The organism is Streptomyces sp. NBC_01298 (assembly GCF_035978755.1).
Taxonomy (GTDB): domain Bacteria; phylum Actinomycetota; class Actinomycetes; order Streptomycetales; family Streptomycetaceae; genus Streptomyces.
The window spans coordinates 2,843,818-2,865,789 of sequence record NZ_CP108414.1; the positions used below are offsets into that span (position 1 = coordinate 2,843,818).

At 70.7% G+C, this 21,972-nt stretch carries 23 protein-coding genes, 5 tRNA genes and 1 pseudogene; 6 read left to right on the plus strand and 23 right to left on the minus strand.

Annotated elements, in window-relative coordinates:
• The first annotated feature begins 76 nt into the window (after nucleotides 1–76).
• Nucleotides 77–517, plus strand: a complete 441-nt coding sequence (locus OG730_RS12655) for a winged helix-turn-helix transcriptional regulator (RefSeq protein ID WP_442814894.1) — start codon at nucleotides 77–79, stop codon at nucleotides 515–517.
• Here the strand turns inward: OG730_RS12655 and mutM are convergent.
• The 9 genes from mutM to OG730_RS12700 all read right to left on the minus strand — a co-directional run bounded on the left by mutM (nucleotide 472) and on the right by OG730_RS12700 (nucleotide 9,525).
• Nucleotides 472–1,341 carry a bifunctional DNA-formamidopyrimidine glycosylase/DNA-(apurinic or apyrimidinic site) lyase gene (gene mutM / locus OG730_RS12660; RefSeq protein WP_327304342.1) on the minus strand — a complete coding sequence of 290 codons (870 nt, stop codon included), beginning with the start codon at nucleotides 1,339–1,341 and terminating at the stop codon, nucleotides 472–474. The two genes, OG730_RS12655 and mutM, sit on opposite strands and share 46 nt — an antisense overlap.
• A gap of 152 nt (nucleotides 1,342–1,493) precedes the next feature.
• Nucleotides 1,494–2,309: a ribonuclease III gene (gene rnc / locus OG730_RS12665; RefSeq protein ID WP_327304343.1), complete on the minus strand. Its 816-nt coding sequence runs from the start codon at nucleotides 2,307–2,309 to the stop codon at nucleotides 1,494–1,496.
• A 19-nt stretch (nucleotides 2,310–2,328) separates the two neighbouring features.
• On the minus strand, nucleotides 2,329–2,502 hold the full coding sequence (gene rpmF, locus OG730_RS12670; protein ID WP_003965982.1) for a 50S ribosomal protein L32: 174 nt from the start codon (nucleotides 2,500–2,502) through the stop codon (nucleotides 2,329–2,331).
• A 2-nt stretch (nucleotides 2,503–2,504) separates the two neighbouring features.
• Nucleotides 2,505–3,170: a YceD family protein gene (locus OG730_RS12675; protein ID WP_327304344.1), complete on the minus strand. Its 666-nt coding sequence runs from the start codon at nucleotides 3,168–3,170 to the stop codon at nucleotides 2,505–2,507.
• Between the two features lie 133 nt (nucleotides 3,171–3,303).
• Nucleotides 3,304–4,338 (minus strand): ATP synthase subunit B family protein, encoded by a 1,035-nt coding sequence (locus OG730_RS12680; protein WP_327304345.1) that lies wholly within the window; start codon nucleotides 4,336–4,338, stop codon nucleotides 3,304–3,306.
• A gap of 117 nt (nucleotides 4,339–4,455) precedes the next feature.
• Nucleotides 4,456–4,935, minus strand: a complete 480-nt coding sequence (gene coaD / locus OG730_RS12685; RefSeq protein WP_243337845.1) for a pantetheine-phosphate adenylyltransferase — start codon at nucleotides 4,933–4,935, stop codon at nucleotides 4,456–4,458.
• 29 nt (nucleotides 4,936–4,964) lie between these two features.
• Entirely contained in the window at nucleotides 4,965–5,543 is a 579-nt protein-coding gene (gene rsmD, locus OG730_RS12690) for a 16S rRNA (guanine(966)-N(2))-methyltransferase RsmD (RefSeq protein WP_327304346.1), read from the minus strand.
• A gap of 74 nt (nucleotides 5,544–5,617) precedes the next feature.
• Entirely contained in the window at nucleotides 5,618–7,855 is a 2,238-nt protein-coding gene (recG, locus tag OG730_RS12695) for an ATP-dependent DNA helicase RecG (protein WP_327304347.1), read from the minus strand.
• Between the two features lie 26 nt (nucleotides 7,856–7,881).
• A complete protein-coding gene (locus tag OG730_RS12700; protein WP_327304348.1) occupies nucleotides 7,882–9,525 on the minus strand; it encodes a DAK2 domain-containing protein in 1,644 nt (547 codons plus the stop codon).
• A gap of 243 nt (nucleotides 9,526–9,768) precedes the next feature.
• Between OG730_RS12700 and rpmB the strand changes: the two genes are divergently transcribed.
• Entirely contained in the window at nucleotides 9,769–9,954 is a 186-nt protein-coding gene (gene rpmB / locus OG730_RS12705) for a 50S ribosomal protein L28 (protein ID WP_073911113.1), read from the plus strand.
• Between the two features lie 195 nt (nucleotides 9,955–10,149).
• Here rpmB and thiD read toward each other — a convergent pair whose 3' ends face one another.
• Together thiD and OG730_RS12715 are read right to left on the minus strand one after the other, a co-directional pair.
• A complete protein-coding gene (gene thiD / locus OG730_RS12710) occupies nucleotides 10,150–11,007 on the minus strand; it encodes a bifunctional hydroxymethylpyrimidine kinase/phosphomethylpyrimidine kinase (RefSeq protein ID WP_327304349.1) in 858 nt (285 codons plus the stop codon).
• Nucleotides 11,004–11,987 carry a thiamine-phosphate kinase gene (locus OG730_RS12715; protein WP_266904108.1) on the minus strand — a complete coding sequence of 328 codons (984 nt, stop codon included), beginning with the start codon at nucleotides 11,985–11,987 and terminating at the stop codon, nucleotides 11,004–11,006. The genes thiD and OG730_RS12715 overlap by 4 nt, the downstream gene beginning before the upstream one ends.
• A gap of 245 nt (nucleotides 11,988–12,232) precedes the next feature.
• Between OG730_RS12715 and OG730_RS12720 the strand changes: the two genes are divergently transcribed.
• Nucleotides 12,233–12,466, plus strand: a complete 234-nt coding sequence (locus OG730_RS12720; RefSeq protein WP_112450218.1) for an Lrp/AsnC ligand binding domain-containing protein — start codon at nucleotides 12,233–12,235, stop codon at nucleotides 12,464–12,466.
• A gap of 23 nt (nucleotides 12,467–12,489) precedes the next feature.
• Entirely contained in the window at nucleotides 12,490–12,984 is a 495-nt protein-coding gene (locus OG730_RS12725) for a DUF3515 domain-containing protein (RefSeq protein ID WP_327309238.1), read from the plus strand.
• 112 nt (nucleotides 12,985–13,096) lie between these two features.
• Here OG730_RS12725 and OG730_RS12730 read toward each other — a convergent pair whose 3' ends face one another.
• Genes OG730_RS12730 through OG730_RS12740 form a run of 3 tightly spaced genes read right to left on the minus strand, consistent with a single transcriptional unit; the run spans nucleotide 13,097 to nucleotide 16,053 of the window.
• Nucleotides 13,097–14,254, minus strand: a complete 1,158-nt coding sequence (locus OG730_RS12730; protein ID WP_327304350.1) for a D-alanine--D-alanine ligase family protein — start codon at nucleotides 14,252–14,254, stop codon at nucleotides 13,097–13,099.
• A gap of 39 nt (nucleotides 14,255–14,293) precedes the next feature.
• Nucleotides 14,294–15,304: an NAD(P)H-dependent glycerol-3-phosphate dehydrogenase gene (locus OG730_RS12735; protein WP_327304351.1), complete on the minus strand. Its 1,011-nt coding sequence runs from the start codon at nucleotides 15,302–15,304 to the stop codon at nucleotides 14,294–14,296.
• Nucleotides 15,301–16,053: a lysophospholipid acyltransferase family protein gene (locus OG730_RS12740; protein WP_327304352.1), complete on the minus strand. Its 753-nt coding sequence runs from the start codon at nucleotides 16,051–16,053 to the stop codon at nucleotides 15,301–15,303. Before OG730_RS12740 ends, OG730_RS12735 begins: the two co-directional genes overlap by 4 nt.
• A gap of 240 nt (nucleotides 16,054–16,293) precedes the next feature.
• On the opposite strand from OG730_RS12740, the pseudogene cofC reads away from it, so the two are divergent.
• Nucleotides 16,294–16,899: pseudogene (gene cofC / locus OG730_RS12745) on the plus strand (2-phospho-L-lactate guanylyltransferase); the annotation flags it as partial.
• A gap of 279 nt (nucleotides 16,900–17,178) precedes the next feature.
• Here cofC and OG730_RS12750 read toward each other — a convergent pair.
• The 4 genes from OG730_RS12750 to leuC all read right to left on the minus strand — a co-directional run bounded on the left by OG730_RS12750 (nucleotide 17,179) and on the right by leuC (nucleotide 20,402).
• Nucleotides 17,179–17,859 (minus strand): HU family DNA-binding protein, encoded by a 681-nt coding sequence (locus tag OG730_RS12750; RefSeq protein ID WP_266881319.1) that lies wholly within the window; start codon nucleotides 17,857–17,859, stop codon nucleotides 17,179–17,181.
• Between the two features lie 145 nt (nucleotides 17,860–18,004).
• Nucleotides 18,005–18,232, minus strand: a complete 228-nt coding sequence (locus OG730_RS12755) for an SCO5555 family protein (protein ID WP_243337737.1) — start codon at nucleotides 18,230–18,232, stop codon at nucleotides 18,005–18,007.
• A 137-nt stretch (nucleotides 18,233–18,369) separates the two neighbouring features.
• Nucleotides 18,370–18,963: a 3-isopropylmalate dehydratase small subunit gene (gene leuD / locus OG730_RS12760; protein ID WP_327304353.1), complete on the minus strand. Its 594-nt coding sequence runs from the start codon at nucleotides 18,961–18,963 to the stop codon at nucleotides 18,370–18,372.
• Between the two features lie 5 nt (nucleotides 18,964–18,968).
• Entirely contained in the window at nucleotides 18,969–20,402 is a 1,434-nt protein-coding gene (gene leuC, locus OG730_RS12765; protein ID WP_327304354.1) for a 3-isopropylmalate dehydratase large subunit, read from the minus strand.
• 184 nt (nucleotides 20,403–20,586) lie between these two features.
• Between leuC and ndgR the strand changes: the two genes are divergently transcribed.
• Nucleotides 20,587–21,303, plus strand: a complete 717-nt coding sequence (gene ndgR / locus OG730_RS12770; RefSeq protein WP_112450208.1) for an IclR family transcriptional regulator NdgR — start codon at nucleotides 20,587–20,589, stop codon at nucleotides 21,301–21,303.
• Between the two features lie 165 nt (nucleotides 21,304–21,468).
• On the opposite strand, the gene OG730_RS12775 is transcribed toward ndgR, so the two are convergent.
• The 5 genes from OG730_RS12775 to OG730_RS12795 form a co-directional block, all read right to left on the minus strand.
• Nucleotides 21,469–21,541: transfer RNA gene (locus OG730_RS12775), tRNA-Glu, on the minus strand.
• Between the two features lie 21 nt (nucleotides 21,542–21,562).
• Nucleotides 21,563–21,634: transfer RNA gene (locus OG730_RS12780), tRNA-Gln, on the minus strand.
• A gap of 24 nt (nucleotides 21,635–21,658) precedes the next feature.
• Nucleotides 21,659–21,731, minus strand: a tRNA-Glu gene (locus OG730_RS12785).
• A gap of 61 nt (nucleotides 21,732–21,792) precedes the next feature.
• A tRNA-Glu gene (locus OG730_RS12790) sits at nucleotides 21,793–21,865 on the minus strand.
• 27 nt (nucleotides 21,866–21,892) lie between these two features.
• Nucleotides 21,893–21,964: transfer RNA gene (locus OG730_RS12795), tRNA-Gln, on the minus strand.
• Nucleotides 21,965–21,972 lie beyond the last annotated feature (8 nt).

A 21,972-nucleotide genomic window follows, 5' to 3' on the forward strand; every position in this document is an offset into this window, starting at 1 on the left:
ACGACACAGAGGTAACCACTAACTTTTCGAAAGCGCAACCTAGATGGCTGGCGCTGCGCAGTAGTAGGCTGAAACCATGCAGACTCCAGGGTGTGGCGAAACAGAGGGTGACGGCGTGCCCGAACAGGCCTCCGAAGCCTTCGATGTGTTCGCTCGCACGTGCCCGTCCCGCGAGACGCTGGAACACGTCACGGGTCGCTGGGGCAGCCTCACGGTCGGCGCCCTGTCCAAGGGGCCGTGCCGGTTCAACGAGCTGCGCCGCCGGGTGGACGGCATAAGCGAGAAGATGCTCTCCCAGACCCTGCACGCGCTGGAGCGCGACGGCATCGTCAACCGGGAGGCCCAACCGACCAACCCGCCCCGGGTCGACTACGAGCTGACCCCGTTCGGCGTATCGGTCGCGGAGCGCGTGGACGCGCTCATCGGGCTGCTGGAGGGCAGCATGCCCGCGGTGCTCTCTTCCAGGTCCGCCTACGACGCCACGCGCGAGACCCGCTGGCAGCGCGGGCAGAAGTAGCTCGACCGGTTCATCCAGGGCCTGCGCCGGATCGGAGTACCGCAGCGCCGGCAGGGCTCGTCCTCCCGGCCGTAGGCGTCGAGCGAGCGGTCGAAGTAGCCGGACTCTCCGTTGACGTTGACGTAGAGGCTGTCGAAGCTGGTGCCGCCGACGGCGAGCGCCTCGTTCATGACGTCGCGGACGTGGCCGAGGAGCTCCGTGCTGCGGGGGCGGGTGAGCATGGCCGTGGGGCGCTCGTAGTGCAGCTTGGCGCGCCAGAGCGATTCGTCCGCGTAGATGTTGCCGACCCCGCTGATCAGCGACTGGTCCAGCAATGCCCGCTTCACGGTGGTGCGCTTGGCGCGCAGGGCCAGGTGATAGGCCGTTTCGTCGAACAGAGGGTCCAGGGGGTCCCGCGCGATGTGCGCGATGACATCGGGGAGTCCCTCCGCGCTGTCGGGGACGCACGGGTGCAGCGACAGCCCGCCGAAGGTCCGCTGGTCGACGAAGCGCAGCTCCGTCCCGGCGTCGTCATCGAACCGCATCCGGATGCGCAGGTGCTTCTCGTCGGGGGCGCCCTGCGGCTGCACGAGGAGCTGCCCGCTCATCCCGAGGTGCCCGAGCACCGAGTGCTCGCGCTCCTCGAGGGGCAGCCACAGGTACTTGCCGCGCCGCCTCGGTACCGCGAAGGTCTCCCCCGTGAGCCGCGCCGCGAAATCGGCGCCGCCGCCCTCGTGCCGGCGTACGGCGCGCGGGTGCAGGACCTCGACGGCCGTCACGGTCCGCCCGGCCACCCAGCGCTCGAGCCCGCGCCGCACCACTTCGACTTCGGGCAGCTCGGGCACGGGGGTCCTCCGGAGGGAGTGCGGGGCGGGACGCTGCCGCCGAGCCTACCGGGCCCGCCCGGACCGCCGTGCGGGGGCCTTTGCCGGAAAACGGGTCCGCCCCGCCGCCTGCCGGAGCAGGTGGCGGGGCGGGGGGTTCCCGGAAGAACGGATCAGGCGTCCGGGTCGGCGGGAGTCGGCGTCCCGTCGTCCTCGGCCGGAGCGGCCGTGGATCCGGCAGCCGCCGAAGTCTGCTCGCCCGGCGCGGTACTGATACCGCGCCACGCGGACTCGGCCGCCTGCTGTTCCGCTTCCTTCTTGCTGCGCCCGACACCGGTGCCATAAGAGATCCCACCGACGCGCGCGGCGGCGGTGAAGGTCTTCTCGTGGTCCGGGCCGGTCTCGGTGACCAGGTATTCGGGCACCCCGAGACCTTCGGCGGCCGTGAGCTCCTGGAGACTGGTCTTCCAGTCCAGGCCGGCACCGAGGTTCGAGGACCTGTCGATGAGCGGGTCGAAGAGCCGGTGAACCAGCTCCGAGGCCGCGTCGAGACCCTGGTCGAGGTAGACCGCGCCGATCACCGCTTCAAGGGTGTCGGCGAGGATGGAGGCCTTGTCCCGGCCGCCCGTGCCCTCTTCGCCCCGGCCGAGCCGGATGAAGGAGCCGAGCTCGAGCCCGCGGCTGACTTCGGCAAGTGCGCGCGAGTTGACTACCGCGGCCCGCAGTTTGGCCAGTTGGCCTTCCGGCAGGTCGGGGTGGGTCGTGTACAGCGTGTCCGTGACCACCAGGCCCAGCACGGAGTCCCCGAGGAACTCCAGGCGTTCGTTGGTGGGCAGACCGCCGTTCTCGTACGCGTACGAGCGGTGGGTCAGCGCACGCACCAGAAGGGCGGACTCGAGTCGATACCCGAGCCGCCCTTCCAGAAGCACGTGGGACGAGGCCGCGTTCTTACTGTCTGCCTGCTTCTCAGCGTTGGACAGCTCAGACATTGCGCCTCTCACCAGCCGCTCAGACCTCGAGGACCTGGCGCTTGTTGTAGGTGCCGCAGCTCGGGCACGCAATGTGCTGGAGCTTCGGCTCCTGGCAACGCTCACACGAAACCAGGGTGGGGACCGCAGCCTTCCACTGCGACCGGCGGTGGCGCGTGTTGCTGCGCGACATCTTCCGCTTCGGAACAGCCACGGCTACTTCTCCTGCTTCTCGGCGGCGCCCTGAACTCCGTCGGAGGCAGTGCCGCTCATATTGTCCTTCTCGACGCCCTGATCGGTGACGAGTCCCTGCAGTGCCGCCCAACGGATGTCGACGGCGTCATGATGGTGGTCCGGGTCGTCGTTCAGGCTGAGCCCGCAATCGGGGCACAGTCCGAGACAATCCTCCCGGCACACCGGCTGCAGCGGCAGTGCGAGCACCACCACATCGCGCAGCACGGATTCGAGGTCGAACAAGCCGTCCTCGAGAAAGAGTGTGTCCTCGTCGTCCTCGGCGTCGTCGGCCGGCTCCGCCTTGGAGCGGATCCGGTCGTCGGCGTCAGGGTACGAGAACATCTCCTGGAACTCCGCCTTGAGCTCGCGCTCGACGGCCTCCAGACACCTTACGCACTCCCCGGTCGCCCAGCCACGGACGGTGCCTGTGACAAGCACCCCTTCCATGACCGACTCCAGGCGGAGCTTGAGATTCAGCTTGTTGCCCTGGGGCACTCCGATGACACCTGCGAGACCGAGGTCCGCCGGCGCCGCGATCTCACGGGACAGCCGCAGCATGGCACCAGGACGCCGACCCAGCTCGTGCGTGTCGAACACGAGAGGGTTGCGGTGGTCGAGGTGGGTGTTCAGGGCTGTTCCCGCTTTCACAAAATCACTGGAGACTGCTGAAGATCAAGACTTCCGCCACGTGGGGGCAGCATGGATCGCGGTGCATACGCGCGACCGAAGAGCCAGGATACCCGCCGCTTCGCCCTGAGCCCAATCCAGGTTCCGGAGGGGCTCAGCGCCCCTGCTCGTACTGGCGCAGCTGGTCCAGATTGATCATGCTCGTGTCGAAGAAGCTGGTCTCGTCCAGGGCCGCCTGCTGGTCCTGGACGGGCTGCTGCTGGTAGCCGCCGTAGGGGTCGGGCTGCTGCTGCTCGTACGAGACCGCGTACGGGTCGGGCTGCTGCTGGGGCTGCTGGTAGCCGGCATAGGGGTCCTGGTAGGCGGCGTACGCGTCCTGCTGGACGGGCTGCTGGTAGGCATACGCGTCGTACGAGGGCTGCGGCTCCGGCTGCGCCTGTGCGGGGATCAGCGGCGCCTGCGGCTCGGCCAGCCCGGCCAGGAAGTCCGCGTCGCTGGAGGAGCGCGACTGGTTGGAGCCGACGGCGTCCTGGGCGGCCATGTGCGCGCCGAGGTCGTCGGTGGCCACGCGGCCCAGCAGCTTCTGGCGGCCCCGGCCGACGGCCTCGAGGGTCTTGGAGAGCACCGCTTCGAAGGTGGCCAGCTTGGTGTCCACGTACGCGTCCGCCTGCTGCCGCTGCGTCTCCGGGTCGTGGCTGCGCTCGGGCGCCTCGGCGTCGGGGTAGCCCTGCTCGTCGAGCCCGGCCCCGCGGCCCAGCAGCTTCTCGCGGCCCCGGTCCACCGAACCGATCGTCTTGGTGAGCACGACCTCGAAGTTCGCGAGCTTGCTGTCGACGTAGTCGTCGGCCTCGGCCTTGACCTCGTCCGCCTCCCGGCGGGCCTCCGCCAGGATCCGGTCCGCCTCGTCCTGGGAGCGCCGCGCGACCTCGGTGTCGGAGACCAGCGAACCGCGCTGGGCGTGCGCCGACTCGATGATCCGGTCGGCCTCGCGGCGGGCCTCCTCGACCATCTGCTCCCGGCCGCCGATGAGCTCCTGGGCCTGGGCGAGCGAGCCCGGCAGGGCGCCCCGCACCTCTTCGAGCAGGGCGAGCAGCTCGGCGCGGTTGATCACGCACGAGGCCGACATGGGCATGGACCGGGCGCTGCCGACGGCCGCGACGATCTCGTCGAGCTTCTTCTGCACGTCCATGGGTGCTCGCACTCTCTCGGCCCCGGGCGGTTCCCGAGACGGACGGGACGACTGTAAGGCCACCGGCCCGGGAGCCGACACCGGCTGACTCCCGGTCAGGGGGCGGTGGAGGCCGGGTCAGCGCCGGGGCAGCCGCTCCAGCAGCGCGGCGTGCACGTGCGCGGGCAGCAGGTGGGCGACGTCGCCGCCCCAGGCCGCCACTTCCTTGACCAGGGAGGAGGACAGGAAGCTGTAGGTGGGGTTGGTCGGGACGAAGAGCGTCTCGACGCCCGACAGGCCCATGTTCATCTGGGCCATCTGCAGCTCGTAGTCGAAGTCGCTGACGGCGCGCAGACCCTTGACGATGGCCGGGATCTCCCGCTGCTTGCAGAAGTCGACGAGGAGTCCGTGGAAGGACTCGACCACGATGTTGCCGTAGCCGGCGGTGGCCTCGCGGATCAGCTCGATCCGCTCCTCGACGGTGAAGAGACCCTGCTTGGACTGGTTGATCATCACGGCGACGTGGACCACGTCGTAGAGCCGCGAGGCCCTGCCGATGATGTCGAGGTGTCCGTTGGTGATGGGGTCGAACGACCCCGGACAGACGGCGCGGCGCAACTGCATTCCCTCGTTCCCGGGTGCGGGCTTCATGACTCTTCGCTGGTGGAGGCGGCGCGACCGTACCAAAGGGTGCCCTCGCCGTACTTCCTGGAGCGCAGCGGCTCGAAGCCGTCCGGCCACGGGAAGGCCCCGCTGCGGGTCCTGCGCTCCACGGTGACGAGCGCGTCGCCGGTGAGCCAGCCATTGGACCGGAGTGTGAGCAGGATCTCGCGGAGGTGCGCGTGCTCGACCTCGTACGGCGGGTCCAGGAAGACCATGTCGTACGGGTCCCCGTGCGCGGCGCCGGCCACGATCTGCTCGGCCCTGCCGGACCGGAATTCGGCGCCGGGCAGGCCGACCGAGGTGATGTTGTCCTTGATCGCCTTGGCGGCCTTGGCATCGGGCTCGACCAGCAGCGCGTGGGCCGCGCCGCGGGAGAGCGCCTCCAGGCCGACGGCGCCGGAACCGGCGTAGAGGTCGAGGACGCGGGCCCCCTCCACTCCGTGCAGCGACTCCCAGGTGGAGAAGAGTCCTTCGCGCATCCGGTCCGAGGTCGGGCGGGTGCCGGTGCCGGGCGGTACGGCGAGGCGTCGCCCGCCGGCGCTTCCGGCGATCACGCGGGTCATCTGGGGTCCTTCGGTGAGCGGGGCAACGGGTGGTGCAGGTGTTCCACGATAGGTCGTGCCCGTCGCCGCACCCGTCACCCCTTCTCCAGGTACTGCTCCCGCTCGGTGTCCAGCAGGGCGTCCAGGGCGGTCCGCAGGCCCGGCAGCTCCGTGAGCTCGGGGTCGGCGGCGACCACGCGGGTGGCCTCCTCCCGGGCCTGGGTGATGACTTCCTCGTCCTCGATGACCGCGAGCATCCGCAAGCTGGAGCGGACACCGGACTGGGCCTGGCCGAGCACGTCGCCCTCGCGGCGCTGCTCCAGGTCGATGCGGGAGAGCTCGAAGCCGTCCAGGGTGGCGGCGACGGCCGCGAGCCGGGCGCGGGCGGGGCTGGCCTCGTGCATCTCGCTGACCAGCAGGCACAGCCCGGGGGCGGAGCCGCGGCCGACGCGGCCGCGGAGCTGGTGGAGCTGGGAGACCCCGAATCGGTCCGCGTCCATGATGACCATGACGGTGGAGTTCGGGACGTTCACGCCGACCTCGATGACGGTGGTGGCGACCAGCACCTTGACCTCGCCGGCGGTGAAGCGGCGCATGACGTCGTCCTTGTCGGCGGGGTCCATCCGCCCGTGCAGCACCTCGACGGAGAGCCCGGCGAGCGGGCCCCGGGTGAGCTGCTCGGCGATCTCCAGCACCGCGAGCGGGGGCCGCCGGTCGCCGTCGTCCTCGGCCGCCGCCTTCTTCTTGGCGGCGGCGCCCTTCGCTCCCTTGGCTCCCTTGCCGTTCTCGTCCTCCCCGTCGCCGATGCGCGGGCAGACCACGTACGCCTGGTGGCCGTTCTCCACTTCCTCGCGGACCCGCTCCCAGGCCCGGGCCAGGAAGTGCGGCTTGTCCTTGGCGGGCACCACGTGGGTGGCGATCGGGGAGCGGCCGGCGGGGAGCTGGTCGAGTACGGAGGTCTCCAGATCGCCGAAGACGGTCATGGCGACCGTGCGCGGGATCGGGGTGGCGGTCATGACCAGCAGGTGCGGGGGCTGCTTCCCCTTGGAGCGCAGGGCGTCGCGCTGTTCCACGCCGAAGCGGTGCTGTTCGTCGACGACGACCAGGCCGAGGTCGTGGAACTGGACCTTGTCCTCGATGAGCGCGTGCGTGCCGATCACGAGGCCGGCCTCGCCGGTGATCAGGTCGAGCAGTGCCTGACGGCGGGCGGGCATCCCCATCGAGCCGGTGAGCAGCACCACCTTGGTCCCCCGGTCGGAGCCGCCGAGCATGCCGCCTTCGGCGAGCTCGCCCATCATCTCGGTGATGGACCGGTGGTGCTGCTGCGCGAGCACTTCGGTGGGGGCGAGCATGGCGGCCTGTCCGCCGGAGTCGACGACGGCGAGCATGGCCCGCAGCGCGACCATCGTCTTCCCCGAGCCGACCTCGCCCTGGAGCAGGCGGTGCATGGGGTGGTCGGTGGCGAGGTCGTCGAAGATCTCCTTGGAGACGCCTCGCTGGCCTTCGGTGAGGGTGAAGGGGAGCTTGGCGTCGAAGGATTCGAGGAGGCCGCCGGGGGTGGGGCGGCGGGGTACGGCCGGGAGCTGGGAGTCGGCGTGCCGGCGGCGGGCCAGGGCGACCTGGAGGACGAAGGCCTCGTCCCACTTGAGGCGGCCGCGGGCGTCCTCGATGTCGGCTTTGGTGACCGGGCGGTGGATCTTCAGCAGGGCTTCGGTGAGCGGGACCAGTGCGCGGTCCTCGCGCAGGGCGGGCGGCAGCGGGTCGACGACCTCCTGGGCCCTGGGGAGCACCGCGTCCACGCACTTGGCGATCTTCCAGGACTCCAGCTTCGCGCAGGCCGGGTAGATCGGGATGAGCTGGCTCGCGAAGGCGGCGGCCGCGTCCCGGTCGGAGGCGTCCGCGCCGAGCGGTTCGTAGGCCGGGTGGGCGAGCTGGAGCTTGTGGTTGAACATGCCGACCTTGCCCGCGAACATCGCGCGACTGCCGGGCAGGAGTTCCTTGTGCGGCTTGTGGACGCCGGACCCGAAGAAGACGAGCTGGAGCCGTCCGCTGCCGTCGGTGATGGTGACTTCGAGGCGCTTCCCGCCGCCCCGGCTGCCCTGGTACGTGAGCAGGCGCGCGTCGGCGACCTGCGCGACCACGGTGACGTGCTCGTCGATCTGGTCGGCGAGTTCGGCCAGCGAGGTCAGCTCGCCGCGCTCCGCGTACCGCCGGGGGTAGTGGTGGAGCAGGTCCAGGGCCGTGTGCAGGCCGAGCTGCTCGGCCAGCACCTTCGCGGTGGCGGGGCCGAGGGTCTTCTTGAGGTCTTCGTCGAGCGCGGGCACGTGTTCCATTGCACACCATCGCGCTGACAACCCGGCTATTCCACCCCGATGAGCAGCGGCGCGGACCAGCGTCCGCCCTGATAGGTGACGGTGTCGACGGCGAGGTGACCGTGCTGGACGTACGCCTCCAGCAGGCCGGCGAGCTCCTCGGGGGCCTCGGGGCCCAGGACCAGGGTGACCAGTTCGCCGCCCGATCCGAGCATGCGGGCGAGGACCGCCTGGGCGGTCTCGGCCAGACCCGTGCCGATGACGGCGACGTCGCCGTCGATGAGCCCGAGCACGTCGCCGGCCTGGCAGATGCCGGCCGAGGTGAAGGACTGCCGTTCGGCGACGGCGAGTTCGCCGTAGCGGGTGGCTCCGGCGGCCGCGGTCATGGCGACCACGTCCTCGTCGAAGCTGCCGTCCGGGTCGTGCACGGCGAGGGCGGCCAGGCCCTGGACCTCGGAGCGGGTGGGGATCACGGCGACCCGTACGCCTTCGGCCCGCGCCTGCTGGGCGGCGGCCGCGGCGACCGCGCGCAGTTCGGCGCCGTTGGGGAGCAGGACGACCTCGCGGGCGTGCGCCTCGCGGATGGCGTCGGCCAGTTCGGCGACGGCCGGGGGTTCCCCGGGCCGGGCGAGCACGGTGGTGGCGCCCGCCTCTCCGCAGAGCCCGGCCAGTCCCTCGCCCTGGACCACGGCGACGACCGCGCGCTGGGAGCGCTCGCCGCGGGCGCGGCGGCGTTCGTCGCCGAAGTGCGTGATGCGGATCCGGTAGGGCCGCCCGGCGACCACCGCGGCCTCCACGGCCGCGCCGGGGTCGTCGACGTGGACGTGGACGTTCCACAGCCCGTCGCCGCCGACCACCACGAGGGAGTCCCCGAGGGAGTCGAGCCGGGTGCGCAGCCGGTCGACCTCGGGCTCGGGGGCCTCCAGCAGGTAGATCACCTCGTAGGCGGGTCCGCCGTGCTCCTCGGCGCAGGGCTCGGACGGCTTCGGTACGGGCACGGCCCGGCCGCGTACCGGTTCGGGCGCCGGCTCCCGCCCGGACAGCGCCTGCCACAGGGCCCCGAGTACGGCGACCAGCCCGCAGCCCCCGGCGTCGACGACCCCGGCCCGCCCCAGCGCGGCCAGCTGGCCCGGAGTTTCGGCGAGGGCCGCGCGGGCTCCGTCGTAGGCGGCCCCGGCCACGTCGGCCGCGTTCTCGGAGGGTCCGGCGGCGGCTTCCGCGGCCCTGGCGGCCGCCGCGGCGACGGTGAGCATGGTGCCCTCGACAGGGTGCGCGACGGCCCGGTACGCCTCCTCGGCGGCCCGGGTCAGCGCCCGCGCGAGCAGCCGTGCGGGATCGCGCCCGGCGGGCTCGTCGCCGAGTACGTCGGCCACTCCGCGCAGCAGCTGCGCGAGGATCGTCCCGGAGTTGCCCCGGGCGCCTATCAGGGCGCCGTGCGCGAAGGCCCGTACGGCTTCGGGGAGGGTGGCTCCGGCTGTGCCGTCCGTCACTCCGGCGAGGTGGTCCGCGAGCTCGCGGTCGGCCGATTCGGCGGTCAGGTAGAGGTTGGTGCCGGTGTCCGCGTCGGCGACGGGATAGACGTTGATCGCGTCGATGTCCTCGCGGGCCCGGCCCAGTGCGGCCAGGGCCAGTGAGCTCCAGGTGCGTACCGCTTCGGCGTTCAGGGGGTACGGCTGAGGCTGGTGCGCCACCGGGCGTTCCTCCTTGTGCGGGCCAGGGTTCACCGCAGGGTAACGAAGGACTGCCGGGAGGGCGGGACCCCGGGGCGGGGGCGGCCGGGGACATGGTAGTTTTCTTGGACCGAGGCAGTCGTTGTATGCTGCTCCGGTTGCCCGATGAGAGTCGGGCCATTCCCCCCGGCAAACCACTTCAGATCTCTGATACCGGTGCGCCGGGATTCACTGTAAGTGCATCTGAAGTCTTTGGAGTGACCTGTGGCTGCCAACTGCGACGTTTGCGCCAAGGGGCCGAGCTTCGGCAACAGCATTTCCCACTCGCACCGCCGCACCTCGCGTCGCTGGAACCCGAACATCCAGCGTGTCCGTGCCGTGGTCAATGGGACGCCGAAGCGCCTCAACGCCTGCACCTCGTGCATCAAGGCCGGCAAGGTCTCGCGCTGACGCCTTCCGTCGTAGCGCAGCCCTTTCCGGTTGCTGAGAAGGCCGGTCCACCTGGTGGACCGGCCTCTTGCTTTACCTGATCGAACATGATCAAACCTGTAGGGCCTGCTTCACCTCGTACATGTACGAGGTGAAGCAGGCCCTACAGGCGTTTCAGTGCGGGCGTTTCAGTGCGGACGGTTCCGTGCGGACGGTTCAGCAGCGCCACTGCCACGCGTGGTCCACCGGGCCGATGCCCCCGCCCAGGGAGAACCCGGCGGCGATGGCGCCGGTGACGTACTCCTTGGCCTCGGTGACGGCCTCCGGGACGGTCCGGCCCTTGGCCAGCCCCGCCGCGATCGCGCTGGCGAGCGTGCAGCCGGTGCCGTGGGTGTGGCGGTTGTCGTGGCGGGGGGCCCGCAGCCAGCGTTCGTCGGCGCCGTCCGTCAGGAGGTCAACGGCCTCGCCCCCGTGGGCGGCGAGGTGGCCGCCCTTGATCAGCGCCCACGCGGGCCCGTACGCGAGGACCGCGTCGGCGGCCCGGCGCATGTCGTCCTCGGTCTCCACGACGACTCCGGTGAGCTGGGTCACCTCGTCCAGGTTCGGCGTGGCGACGGTGGCCCGCGGCAGCAGTTCTCCGCGGACGGCGTCCAGCGCGGTGGCCGCGAGGAGCGCGTCCCCGTGCTTGGAGACGCCGACCGGGTCCACCACCGCCGGGGCGGCGGTCGCGGCGAGCAGTTCGGCCACGGCCTCCACGAGCGCGGCCGAGGAGAGCATTCCCGTCTTCACGGCCTGGACGCCGATATCGTCCACCACGGCCCTGTATTGGCCCTTCACGGCCTCCACGGGCAGTTCCCAGACCCCTTTGACGCCCAGCGAGTTCTGCGCGGTCACAGCGGTCACCACGCTCATCCCGTGGACCCCGAGCGCCAGCATCGTCTTGAGGTCGGCCTGGATGCCCGCGCCGCCGCCGGAGTCGGATCCGGCGACGGTCAGGCACAGCGGCGGGTGCGGGCGGGACGGGGTGGTGGCCGTCCGACCGGGGGCGCCGGAGGCGCCGGGGGAACCGCTCATCGCGGGGTGTCCTCCGCGGCCGCGTCCCCGCCGAAGTGGTCCCAGCCGCCGGTGGAGGCCCAGGGGGCGCCGTCGACGGTCACCTGGGGCAGCGCCGAGCGGTTCTGGACCTCGCCGATGACCTTCCAGCGGGCCGGGAGCTTCACGTCCGGCGGGAAGGTGGCCACGATCGCGTGGTCCTCTCCCCCGGTGAGGACCCACTGGAGCGGGTCCACGCCGACGGCCTGCCCGATGTCGTGCATCTGCGTCGGGATGTCGACGGCGGCCGAGCGCAGGTCGATCCGTACCTTGCTGGCCTCGGCGATGTGCCCGAGGTCCGCGATCAGGCCGTCGCTGACGTCGGTCATGGCGGTGGCGCCGAGTCCGGCGGCCGCGGGGCCCGCGTGGTACGGGGGCTCGGGGCGGCGGTGGGCCTCGACGAAGGCGCGCGGCGAGCGGAAGCCCCGCGAGAGCACCGCGAAGCCGGCCGCGGACCAGCCGAGCCAGCCGGTCACGGCCACGACGTCGCCGGGCTGGGCGCCGGAGCGCAGCACGGGTTCGTGGTTGCGCAGGTCGCCGAGGGCGGTGATGGCCACGGTGATGATGTCGCCGCGGACCACGTCGCCGCCGACCACGGCCGCGCCGGCGACCTGGCATTCGTCGCGGATGCCGTCCATGAGCTCGGTGGGCCAGGTCGCCGGCAGCTCGGCCGGGACGACGAGGCCGAGCAGCAGCGCGGTCGGCACCGCGCCCATGGCGGCGATGTCGGCGAGGTTCTGCGCGGCGGCCTTGCGGCCGACGTCGTAGGCCGTGGACCAGTCGCGCCGGAAGTGCCTGCCCTCCAGCAGGATGTCCGTGCTCGCCACGACCCGCCGGTCGGGGGCCGACACCACCGCGGCGTCGTCGCCCGGGCCGACCCGGACCGCCGGGGTGGTGGTGAGCCGTGAGGTGAGCTCCCGAATGAGCCCGAACTCCCCCAGCTCGCCCACAGTGCCCTTCATCGCTGTGCCCCTTCTTGCCCAGTCCGCTTGCGGTCGCGAGCCGTCACAGCTCTGGGTACCGTCAACAGATACGTCAACTTCTGCTCTCCGTACGCCCCGCTCTGCGCGCCGCCGACCCCGCGGGTCTCCCCGCGGCGCTCGGCGACGCGGTACCGTGGCGTCCCTTCTTCCCCGGGCCCACCCGTCATCCCCGGGCCCACCCGAAGGGTAGGGGAAATGATCCTCGTGGCCGCCCTGGAGGTTCCGTGGTACAGGCGTACATCCTCATCCAGACCGAGGTGGGCAAGGCGTCGTTCGTCGCCGAGTCCATCGCGCAGATCGCGGGGGTGATCCAGGCCGAGGACGTGACCGGCCCCTACGACGTGATCGTGCGCGCCCAGGCCGACACCGTGGACGATCTCGGCCGCATGGTCGTGGCCAAGGTCCAGCAGGTGGAGGGGATCACCCGCACCCTGACCTGCCCGGTCGTCCATCTGTAGCCCCCGTCTACTCTTGGCCGGTGATGTCACGACACCGCCGGCCCTTCTCTCTGCTCGCCGCCCTGGTCGCGCTGGCCGCCTCGGCGGCCGTCGCGGGCTGTTCCCCGGGCGGTTCCGAGGCCCGGGTGGATCCGCCGTCCGCTCCGCCCGCCGATGTCGCGGATCTCTGTGCGGCGCTGCACAAAGAGCTTCCCGCGACGGTGGTCTCGCTGGCCCGGACCCCGGCACTGCCGGAGTCGGACCTGACCGCCGCGTGGGGTGGCTCGGCGATCGTACTGCGGTGCGGTATCCCCCGGCCCGCGAAGATGCTGGACGAGAAGCAGGAGGGCGTCGACGTGAACGGTGTCGGCTGGCTCCTGGAGGACCTGGGCGACGACGGCTTCCGGTTCACCACCGGGAGTCGGCTGGCGTACACGGAGGTCCGGGTCGACAAGGAGCATGCCACGGATGCGGGGATGCTGGTGGGCCTCTCCGCCGCGATCGCCAAGACCGTTCCGGTGGGCATCTCCTCGTACTGACGCTCCCGGGCCCGCCCGCGCGGAAGAGGACCGCCCGCCGCCCTCCTCATCCGAGGGGCGGCGGGCGGTCCTCTTTCGCGTACGGGGCTTCGGGGCTGGGCTCGGTACGGGGTTAGCGCAGTCCGGTGGAGCGGCGCAGGGCGGCCTGGATCAGGCGGTCCACCAGCTCCGGGTATGCGATGCCCGACTCCTGCCACATGCGCGGGTACATGGAGATCGGGGTGAAGCCCGGCATCGTGTTGATCTCGTTGATGACGAACTCGCCGTCTTCGGTGAGGAAGAAGTCGGCGCGCACCAGGCCCTCGCAGGACGCGGCGTCGAAGGCCTCGATCGCGAGCTTCTGGACCTCGGCGGTCTGCTCCGGGGTGAGCGGGGCGGGCACGAGTCCGGAGGCGGAGTCGATGTACTTCGCCTCGAAGTCGTAGAAGTCGTGGCTGGAGACCGGCGGGATCTCGGCGGGCACGCTCGCGCGCGGACCGTCCTCGAACTCCAGGACTCCGACCTCGATCTCGCGGCCGCGCAGCAGCGCCTCCACGATGATCTTCGGGTCGTGGCGGCGGGCCTCGCGGATCGCGGCGTCCAGCCCGGAGGGATCGTCGACCTTGGTGATGCCGATCGAGGAGCCTGCGCGGGCGGGCTTGATGAACAGCGGCCAGCCGTGCTCGCCGGCGAAGTCCGCGATGCGGGCGAGGGCGCCCTCGCGGTCGTTCTCCCACTCGCGGGGGCGGATGGTCACGTACGGGCCGACGCTCAGCCCGAAGGACGTGAAGACCCGCTTCATGTAGTCCTTGTCCTGGCCGACGGCCGAGGCGAGGACGCCCGAGCCGACGTACGGGATGCCGGACAGCTCCAGGAGGCCCTGGAGGGTGCCGTCCTCGCCGTACGGGCCGTGCAGGACGGGGAAGACCACGTCGACCTCGCCCAGCGCCTTGGGGACGGCGCCCGGCTCGGTGTAGACGATCTCGCGGCTGGCCGGGTCCACGGAGAGCACGACGGTGCCGTCATCGGAACCGGCGAGCTGCCCCACGTTGGGAAGCCGGCCGCCGGAGATGGCCATCCGGGCGGGCTCGTCGGCGGTCAGCGCCCATCGGCCGTCCGTGGTGATGCCGATGGGCAGCACCTCGTACTTGGAGCGGTCGATGGAGCGCAGGACGGCGCCCGCGGTGACGACCGAGATGGCGTGTTCCGAGCTGCGGCCGCCGAACACGACGGCCACGCGGGGCTTGCGGCCCTGCTGCTCAGGGGTCTGGGGGAGGTTCTCGCTGCTCATATCGCCTCGAGGGTACCCGCTCACGCGTCCGGAAAGCAGTCAGCGCCGTTCCGGTTTGGCGCTGCGTCCCATGAGTTCCTTGAGCGCGACCAGGGTGGGCTTGCCGTGGTGGACGATGTCGACGACCGTGTCGGTGATCGGCATGTCCACTCCGTGGCGGCGGGCCAGATCGGCCACGGACTGGCAGGACTTGACGCCCTCGGCGGTCTGCTTGGTGACCGCGATGGTCTCCTCCAGGGTCATCCCGCGGCCGAGGTTGGTGCCGAAGGTGTGGTTCCTGGAGAGCGGCGAGGAGCAGGTGGCGACGAGGTCGCCGAGGCCCGCGAGGCCGGAGAAGGTGAGCGGGTCGGCGCCCATCGCCAGGCCCAGGCGGGTGGCTTCGGCGAGGCCGCGGGTGATGAGCGAGCCCTTGGTGTTGTCGCCGAGGCCCATGCCGTCCGCGATGCCGACGGCGAGGCCGATGACGTTCTTGACGGCGCCGCCGAGCTCGCAGCCGATGACGTCGGTGCTCGTGTACGGGCGGAAGTACGGGGTGTGGCAGGCGGCCTGGAGTCGCTGGGCGACGGCTTCGTCGACGCAGGCGACCACGGAGGCCGCGGGCTGCCGGGCGGCGATCTCGGCGGCCAGGTTGGGTCCGGTGACGACCGCGATGCGCTCGGCGGGGACCTTGGCCACCTCTTCGATGACCTCGCTCATCCGCTTGGCGGTGCCGAGTTCGACGCCCTTCATCAGGGAGACGAGCACGGTCTGGGGGGCCAGCAGCGGGGCCCAGGCGGCGAGGTTGCCGCGCAGGGTCTGCGAGGGCACGGCGAGGACCGTGAAGTCGGCGCCGGCCGCGGCCTCGGCCGGGTCGGTGGTGGCGCGGATGTTCGCGGGGAGTTCGACGTCGGGGAAGTAGTCCGGGTTGGTCCGGCCGCTGTTGATGGCGTCGACGAGCTCCTGCCGGCGGCCCCACAGGACCACCTCGCAGCCGGCGTCGGCGAGGACCATGGCGAAGGCCGTGCCCCAGGAGCCTGTTCCGAATACGGCTGCCTTCACGGGACCTGTCACTTGGTGCCCTCCCCTGCGGCCTTGCGCCGCTGCTGCGCCCTGGCGCCTCGATGGTCGTACGGCTGCGCGGGCGCACTCTCGCCCCGCAGTTCCTCCAGCAGCCCGGTGATGGCCGCCATGATGACTTCGGTGGCCTCCCTGAGCACGTCCGGAGTGGGTTCCCGGTCGTAGTACGCGGAGAGGTCCACGGGCGGCCCGGCGAGGACCTGGAGGGTCTTGCGCGGGAACAGGCTGACCTTGTTCTCCTTGGCGTAGGGCGGCATCGCGAGATTCGCGCCCCACTGGGCCACCGGAATGACGGGGGCCCTGGTCATCAGCGCCACGCGGGCGGCGCCGGTCTTGCCGGCCATCGGCCACATCTCGGGGTCCCGGGTGAGGGTGCCCTCCGGGTAAAAGGCCACGCATTCGCCGCGCTCGATCGCGTCCACGGCGGCCCGGAATGCGTCCAGGGCGTTGGTGGACTCCCGGTAGACGGGGATCTGACCGGAGCCGCGCAGGATCGCTCCGACAATGGGGACCTCGAAGAGGGCCGCCTTGCCGAGCAATCGGGGCACCCGGCCGGTGTTGTACTGGAAGTGCGCGTAGGACAGCGGGTCCAGATACGAGTTGTGATTGACGGCGGTGATAAATCCGCCCTCGGTCGGAATGTGTTCCATTCCCCGCCAGTCCCGCCTGAAGAGCACTACCAGCGGCGGTTTCGCGATGGCCGCCGCAAGGCGGTACCAGAAGCCGATTCTGCGGCGGGACACTCGGACACCTTCCTCTAGGACCGGTGCGCGGCTTGGGCGCCCCGGGGACGGACAAGTGTGGGCCCCGGGTCCGGTCTCTGTCGAGAACACCGTACGCCCCGGACACCCGGAGCAGGCCCCGGGTCGCCCGGCATGAGGTGACAATGGGGCTCCGCATGACCTGACCGTGACCAGCACATGGTCTGAGCGGCGCGCGAGCGTGCCGGAGGGAAGGGGTCCGTCACGAACGCCGTCTGGAGTCTGGTGGTCCCGCTGAAGCCCCTCGCCGTGGCCAAGAGCCGCCTCGCGGCGGCCGTCGGGGCGTCCCGGCCGGGGCTGGCCCTGGCGTTCGCGCTGGACACCGTCGCGGGGGCGCTGGCCTGCGCCGCGGTCGCGGATGTGGTGGTCGTCACGGACGATCCCGCGGCCGGGGCGGAACTTGCCCGGCTGGGGGCCCGGATCGTGCCGGACTCCCCCGCCGCCGGCCTCAACGCGGCGCTGGCCCACGGGGCGCGGGAGATACGGGCGGGCAGGCCGCGGGCGGCGGTGGCCGCGATGAACGCGGATCTGCCGGCGCTTCGGCCACCCGAATTGCTACGCGTGCTCGAAACCGCTTCGGCATTTCCCAGGGCATTTCTGGCGGATGCGGCGGGAATCGGGACGACCTTGCTTTCCGCTGCTCCGGACGTGGAATTGGCGCCCTCGTTCGGCGGCCCCTCACGGGCCCGGCATTCGGCCTCCGGCGCGGTGGAAATGGCCCTCGCGGGCGTCGAGAGCATCCGCCGGGACGTGGACACGGGGGCGGATCTGCGGACGGCCCTGGCCCTCGGCGTGGGGCGCCATACGGCCCGATACAGTGCCCGTATGCAGGCGACCGCGTACACGTACGACACCCAGACCCGCAGCGGCAGTGTGCTGCTGGACGACGGCACCCCGGTGCCCTTCGAGGCCCCGGCGTTCGACGCGGGCGGCCTGCGGCTGCTGCGCCCCGGGCAGCGGGTCCGGATCGAGACGGACGGCGAGGGCGCGGGCCTGCGGATCACCCTGGTCACGCTGCAGACCTTCTGACCCCGGACCCTCCCGTACGCACCGCGGGCCGGTTTCCCCACGGTGGGGAAACCGGCCCGGCGTGTGTGACTCGTTGCCCTACTTGGTCTTGCGGGCGGTGGTCTTCTTCGCGGTGGCCTTGCGCGTCGCCGTCTTCTTGGCGGGCGCCTTCGTCGCCGCGGTGGCCTTCTTGGCAGCCGGGGCGGTCTTCTTCGCGGTGGCGGTGGTCTTCTTCGCCGTCGCCGCGGCCTTCTTGACCGTGGCCTTCTTGGCCGCGGGGGCGGCCTTCTTCGCCACGGCGGTCTTGGCGACCGTCTTCTTGGCGGTGGCGGTGACCTTCTTGGCCGTGGTCTTCTTCGCGACCGTGGTCTTGGCCGCGGCAGCCGCCTTCTTGGCGGGTGCGGCCTTCTTCGCGGCGGCCTTCTTGACCGTCGCCGAAGCACCACCGGTGAGGCTGCCCTTGGGCGCCTTCTTCACCGAGACCTCGCCGCCCTTGGGCAGCTTCTTGGTGCCGCTGACCAGGTCCTTGAAGCCCTGGCCCGCACGGAAGCGGGGAACAGAGGTCTTCTTGACCCGGACGCGCTCACCCGTCTGGGGGTTGCGGGCGTAGCGGGCCGGGCGGTCGACCTTCTCGAACGAGCCGAAGCCCGTGACCGAGACCCGGTCGCCACCGACGGTCGCGCGGACGATGGCGTCCAGGACCGCGTCGACGGCGTCCGCGGCCTGCTGACGGCCGCCCAGCTTGTCGGCAATCGCTTCTACGAGCTGCGCCTTGTTCAACGTCTTCCCCTTCGGAGACTTCGCCAGAACGAATGTGTTCAAGCTTATTTCGCACGTTAGGCGGATATATACCGCAAATCAAACACGAAACGGGCTTATCACCCTAGTGCCGCAACGTTGTAGGCCGTTACGGAGTTCCTTCGCATCAGTCGCCTTCAGGGAATCGACCCTCGTCGAGGTCCTTCATCAACCTGTCCAGGCGCCTTGCCGCGTCGGCGAGATCATGCTTCGCCACGGCGGTGACGACCAACAGCTTCCGGGACAGCGCCATCCTTACGCCCTCCGGGACTTGCAGTGTGCGCACCCTTGTGTGTGCTTCTTTCAATCGGTCGGCGACAAGTCCGTAGAGCTCAAGTTGACTGTCGCGTTCCATGCACAGATTGTGCCATCTGGGGCGAGTTGTCGCCTCACGGGGCCTCAACACACGACTGTGCCCCCTGCCGGATGGCAGGGGGCACAGTGTTGCCTATGTGATCACCCTAAGGCGAATAAGCGCTGCTCAGGCTGGAATCACGCCTGAATCGTGCTCGGCTTGAAGGCCGGCCGAGTGCTTTCGTACGTGGCGATGTCCGCTTCGTTCTGAAGGGTGAGGGAGATGTCGTCCAGGCCCTCCAGCAGCCGCCAGCGGGCGTTGTCGTCGAGTTCGAACTCCGCTACGACGCCTTCGGCTCGGACCTGGCGGTCGACCAGGTCGACCGTGATCTCGGCGGTGGGGTCGGCCTCGGTCAGCTTCCACAGCCGCTCGACGGTCTCCTGCGGCAGGACCACGGTCAGCAGACCGTTCTTCAGCGAGTTGCCGCGGAAGATGTCGGCGAAGCGGGAGGAGATGACCGTCTTGAAGCCGAAGTTCTGCAGGGCCCAGACGGCGTGCTCGCGCGAGGAACCCGTACCGAAGTCGGAGCCGGCGACCAGGACGGTCGCGCCGGCGCGCTCGGGGCGGTTGGTGATGAACTCCGGGTCCTTGCGCCAGGCCTCGAAGAGCCCGTCCTCGAAACCGTCGCGGGTGATCTTCTTCAGCCAGTGGGCCGGGATGATCTGGTCGGTGTCGACGTTGCTGCGGCGCAGCGGGACGGCCCGGCCGGTGTGGGTGGTGAAGGCTTCCATCGTTCTCAGACTCCTGCGGGCGCGGTAGCGGCGGACGACCCAGCCAGGTCGGCGGGCGAGGCCAGGTGGCCCAGCACCGCGGTGGCGGCGGCCACCTGCGGGGACACCAGGTGGGTGCGCCCGCCCTTGCCCTGCCGGCCCTCGAAGTTGCGGTTGGAGGTGGACGCGGAGCGCTCACCGGGCGCCAGTTGGTCGGGGTTCATGCCCAGACACATCGAGCAGCCCGCGTGCCGCCATTCGGCGCCGGCCTCCTTGAAGACCTTGTCCAGGCCCTCCGACACGGCCTGCAGGGCGACCCGGACCGAGCCCGGGACGACCAGCATCCGTACGCCTTCGGCGACTTTGCGGCCCCCGATGATCCCGGCGACGGCGCGCAGGTCCTCGATGCGGCCGTTGGTGCAGGAACCTACGAAGACGGTGTCGACCTTGATGTCGCGCAGCGGCTGTCCGGCGGTCAACCCCATGTACTCCAGGGCCTTTTCGGCGGCGTTCCGCTCCGAAGCGTCCTCGTACGAAGCCGGGTCGGGGACGTGTCCCGACAGGGGTGCGCCCTGGCCCGGGTTGGTGCCCCAGGTGACGAACGGCGACAGCGTGGTGCCGTCGATGACGACCTCGGCGTCGAAGACGGCGTCGTCGTCGGTGCGCAGGGTCTTCCAGTACGCGACCGCCGCGTCCCAGTCCTCGCCCACGGGGGCGTGGTCACGGCCCTCGAGGTAGTCGAAGGTGGTCTGGTCGGGGGCGATCATGCCCGCGCGGGCGCCGGCCTCGATCGACATGTTGCAGATGGTCATGCGGGCTTCCATCGAGAGCTGCTCGACGGCCTCGCCGCGGTACTCCAGGATGTAGCCCTGGCCGCCGCCGGTGCCGATCTTGGCGATGATCGCCAGGATCAGGTCCTTGGCGGTGACGCCCTCGGCCAGCGCGCCGGTGACGGTGATCGCCATCGTCTTCGGCCGGGCCAGCGGCAGCGTCTGCGTCGCCAGTACGTGCTCGACCTGGCTGGTGCCGATGCCGAACGCCAGCGCGCCGAAGGCGCCGTGCGTGGAGGTGTGCGAGTCACCACAGACCACGGTGGTGCCCGGCTGGGTCAGACCCAGCTGCGGTCCCACGACGTGGACGACACCCTGCTCGACGTCGCCCAGCGAGTGCAGGCGCACGCCGAACTCGGCGCAGTTCGACCGCAGCGTCTCGAGCTGGGCCCGGGAGACCGGGTCCGCGATCGGCTTGTCGATGTCGATGGTGGGGGTGTTGTGGTCCTCGGTCGCGATGGTGAGGTCGAGGCGTCGGACCTTGCGGCCGGCCTGGCGCAGCCCTTCGAAGGCCTGCGGGCTGGTCACCTCGTGCAGCAGGTGCAGATCGATGAAGAGGAGGTCGGGCTCGCCTTCGGCGCGCCGGACGACATGGTCGTCCCAGACCTTCTCCGCGAGTGTCCTACCCATCGCTTTCCCTCCGGCCGGCCGGTTGTGCCGGCGCTTGATAGAGATCTTGTGCGCCTGATCGCCCGTACCCCACGTCCCGGACGACGGCTCGGACCCAGTGGTTCGTGGACCCGCACATACAGACTCGCTGGTTCTTGGAAAAATTGAACTTGCGTTTCACAGTGTGAGACGCGAATATCGTTTCATGGACAACTCTAGCGGCGTCGGCGTTCTCGACAAGGCAGCTCTGGTATTGAGCGCACTGGAGTCCGGTCCGGCCACCCTCGCCGGGCTGGTCGCGGCGACAGGGCTCGCACGACCCACGGCACATCGCCTTGCCGTGGCACTGGAACACCACCGGATGGTGGCGAGGGACATGCAGGGCCGGTTCATACTCGGACCGCGGCTGGCGGAGCTCGCCGCCGCGGCCGGCGAGGACCGCCTGCTGGCCACGGCCGGACCGGTGCTCACCCACCTCCGGGACGTTACGGGCGAGAGCGCGCAGCTCTACCGGCGTCAGGGCGACATGCGCATCTGCGTGGCGGCCGCCGAGCGGCTGTCGGGCCTGCGGGACACCGTTCCGGTGGGCTCCACGCTCCCGATGAAGGCCGGCTCGGCCGCGCAGATCCTGATGGCCTGGGAGGAGCCCGAGCGGCTCCACCGCGGGCTCCAGGGCGCGCGCTTCACGGCGACGGCCCTCTCGGGCGTACGGCGTCGCGGCTGGGCGCAGTCGATCGGCGAGCGGGAGCCCGGCGTGGCCTCCGTCTCGGCGCCGGTGCGCGGCCCCTCGAACCGCGTGGTGGCCTCCGTGTCGGTCTCCGGGCCGATCGAGCGCCTGACCCGCCACCCCGGGCGCATGCACGCCCAGGCCGTCATCGACGCGGCCGCCCGCCTGACCGAGGCCCTGCGCCGCTCCAGCTGATCCCTCTTCTCCCCACTACCCCCGGGCCCGGGGGCGCGTGAGACGCCGCACACGTCCACACACGCGCCGCCGGGCCCGCTCTTCTTCCTTCCCGGCCCTGTCCGGAACCGTCCGGAAACAGCGAAGAGGCCCTCCGCGATGAACGCGGAGGGCCTCTTCTGTGCGTACCCCCGACCGGATTCGAACCGGCGCTACCGCCTTGAGAGGGCGGCGTGCTAGGCCGCTACACAACGGGGGCTAGCTTCACTGCGGTACTGCGCTGGGCTACCAGGACTCGAACCTAGAATAAGAGAACCAGAAACTCTCGTGTTGCCAATTACACTATAGCCCACAGGTCTAGACCAGCTAGACACCGTACCCCCGACCGGATTCGAACCGGCGCTACCGCCTTGAGAGGGCGGCGTGCTAGGCCGCTACACAACGGGGGCCCTAGCGATCCTGCATCAAAACATCCGGGTGCGACCCTGGAGATCTCGCGGGAAGGATCTGTACCCCCGACCGGATTCGAACCGGCGCTACCGCCTTGAGAGGGCGGCGTGCTAGGCCGCTACACAACGGGGGCAAGCACTGCGTTTACTACTGAACTGCGCTGGGCTACCAGGACTCGAACCTAGAATAAGAGAACCAGAAACTCTCGTGTTGCCAATTACACTATAGCCCACCAAAACG

Bases quoted from the DNA above. Each gene is read 5' to 3' on its own strand.
- OG730_RS12655 (WP_442814894.1), top strand. From the start codon at position 77: ATGCAGACTCCAGGGTGTGGCGAAACAGAGGGTGACGGCGTGCCCGAA.
- rnc (WP_327304343.1), bottom strand. From the start codon at position 2,309: ATGTCTGAGCTGTCCAACGCTGAGAAGCAGGCAGACAGTAAGAACGCG.
- OG730_RS12680 (WP_327304345.1), bottom strand. From the start codon at position 4,338: ATGGACGTGCAGAAGAAGCTCGACGAGATCGTCGCGGCCGTCGGCAGC.
- rsmD (WP_327304346.1), bottom strand. From the start codon at position 5,543: ATGACCCGCGTGATCGCCGGAAGCGCCGGCGGGCGACGCCTCGCCGTA.
- recG (WP_327304347.1), bottom strand. From the start codon at position 7,855: ATGGAACACGTGCCCGCGCTCGACGAAGACCTCAAGAAGACCCTCGGC.
- thiD (WP_327304349.1), bottom strand. From the start codon at position 11,007: ATGAGCGGTTCCCCCGGCGCCTCCGGCGCCCCCGGTCGGACGGCCACC.
- OG730_RS12715 (WP_266904108.1), bottom strand. From the start codon at position 11,987: ATGAAGGGCACTGTGGGCGAGCTGGGGGAGTTCGGGCTCATTCGGGAG.
- OG730_RS12725 (WP_327309238.1), top strand. From the start codon at position 12,490: ATGTCACGACACCGCCGGCCCTTCTCTCTGCTCGCCGCCCTGGTCGCG.
- OG730_RS12730 (WP_327304350.1), bottom strand. From the start codon at position 14,254: ATGAGCAGCGAGAACCTCCCCCAGACCCCTGAGCAGCAGGGCCGCAAG.
- OG730_RS12755 (WP_243337737.1), bottom strand. From the start codon at position 18,232: ATGGAACGCGACAGTCAACTTGAGCTCTACGGACTTGTCGCCGACCGA.
- leuD (WP_327304353.1), bottom strand. From the start codon at position 18,963: ATGGAAGCCTTCACCACCCACACCGGCCGGGCCGTCCCGCTGCGCCGC.
- leuC (WP_327304354.1), bottom strand. From the start codon at position 20,402: ATGGGTAGGACACTCGCGGAGAAGGTCTGGGACGACCATGTCGTCCGG.
- ndgR (WP_112450208.1), top strand. From the start codon at position 20,587: ATGGACAACTCTAGCGGCGTCGGCGTTCTCGACAAGGCAGCTCTGGTA.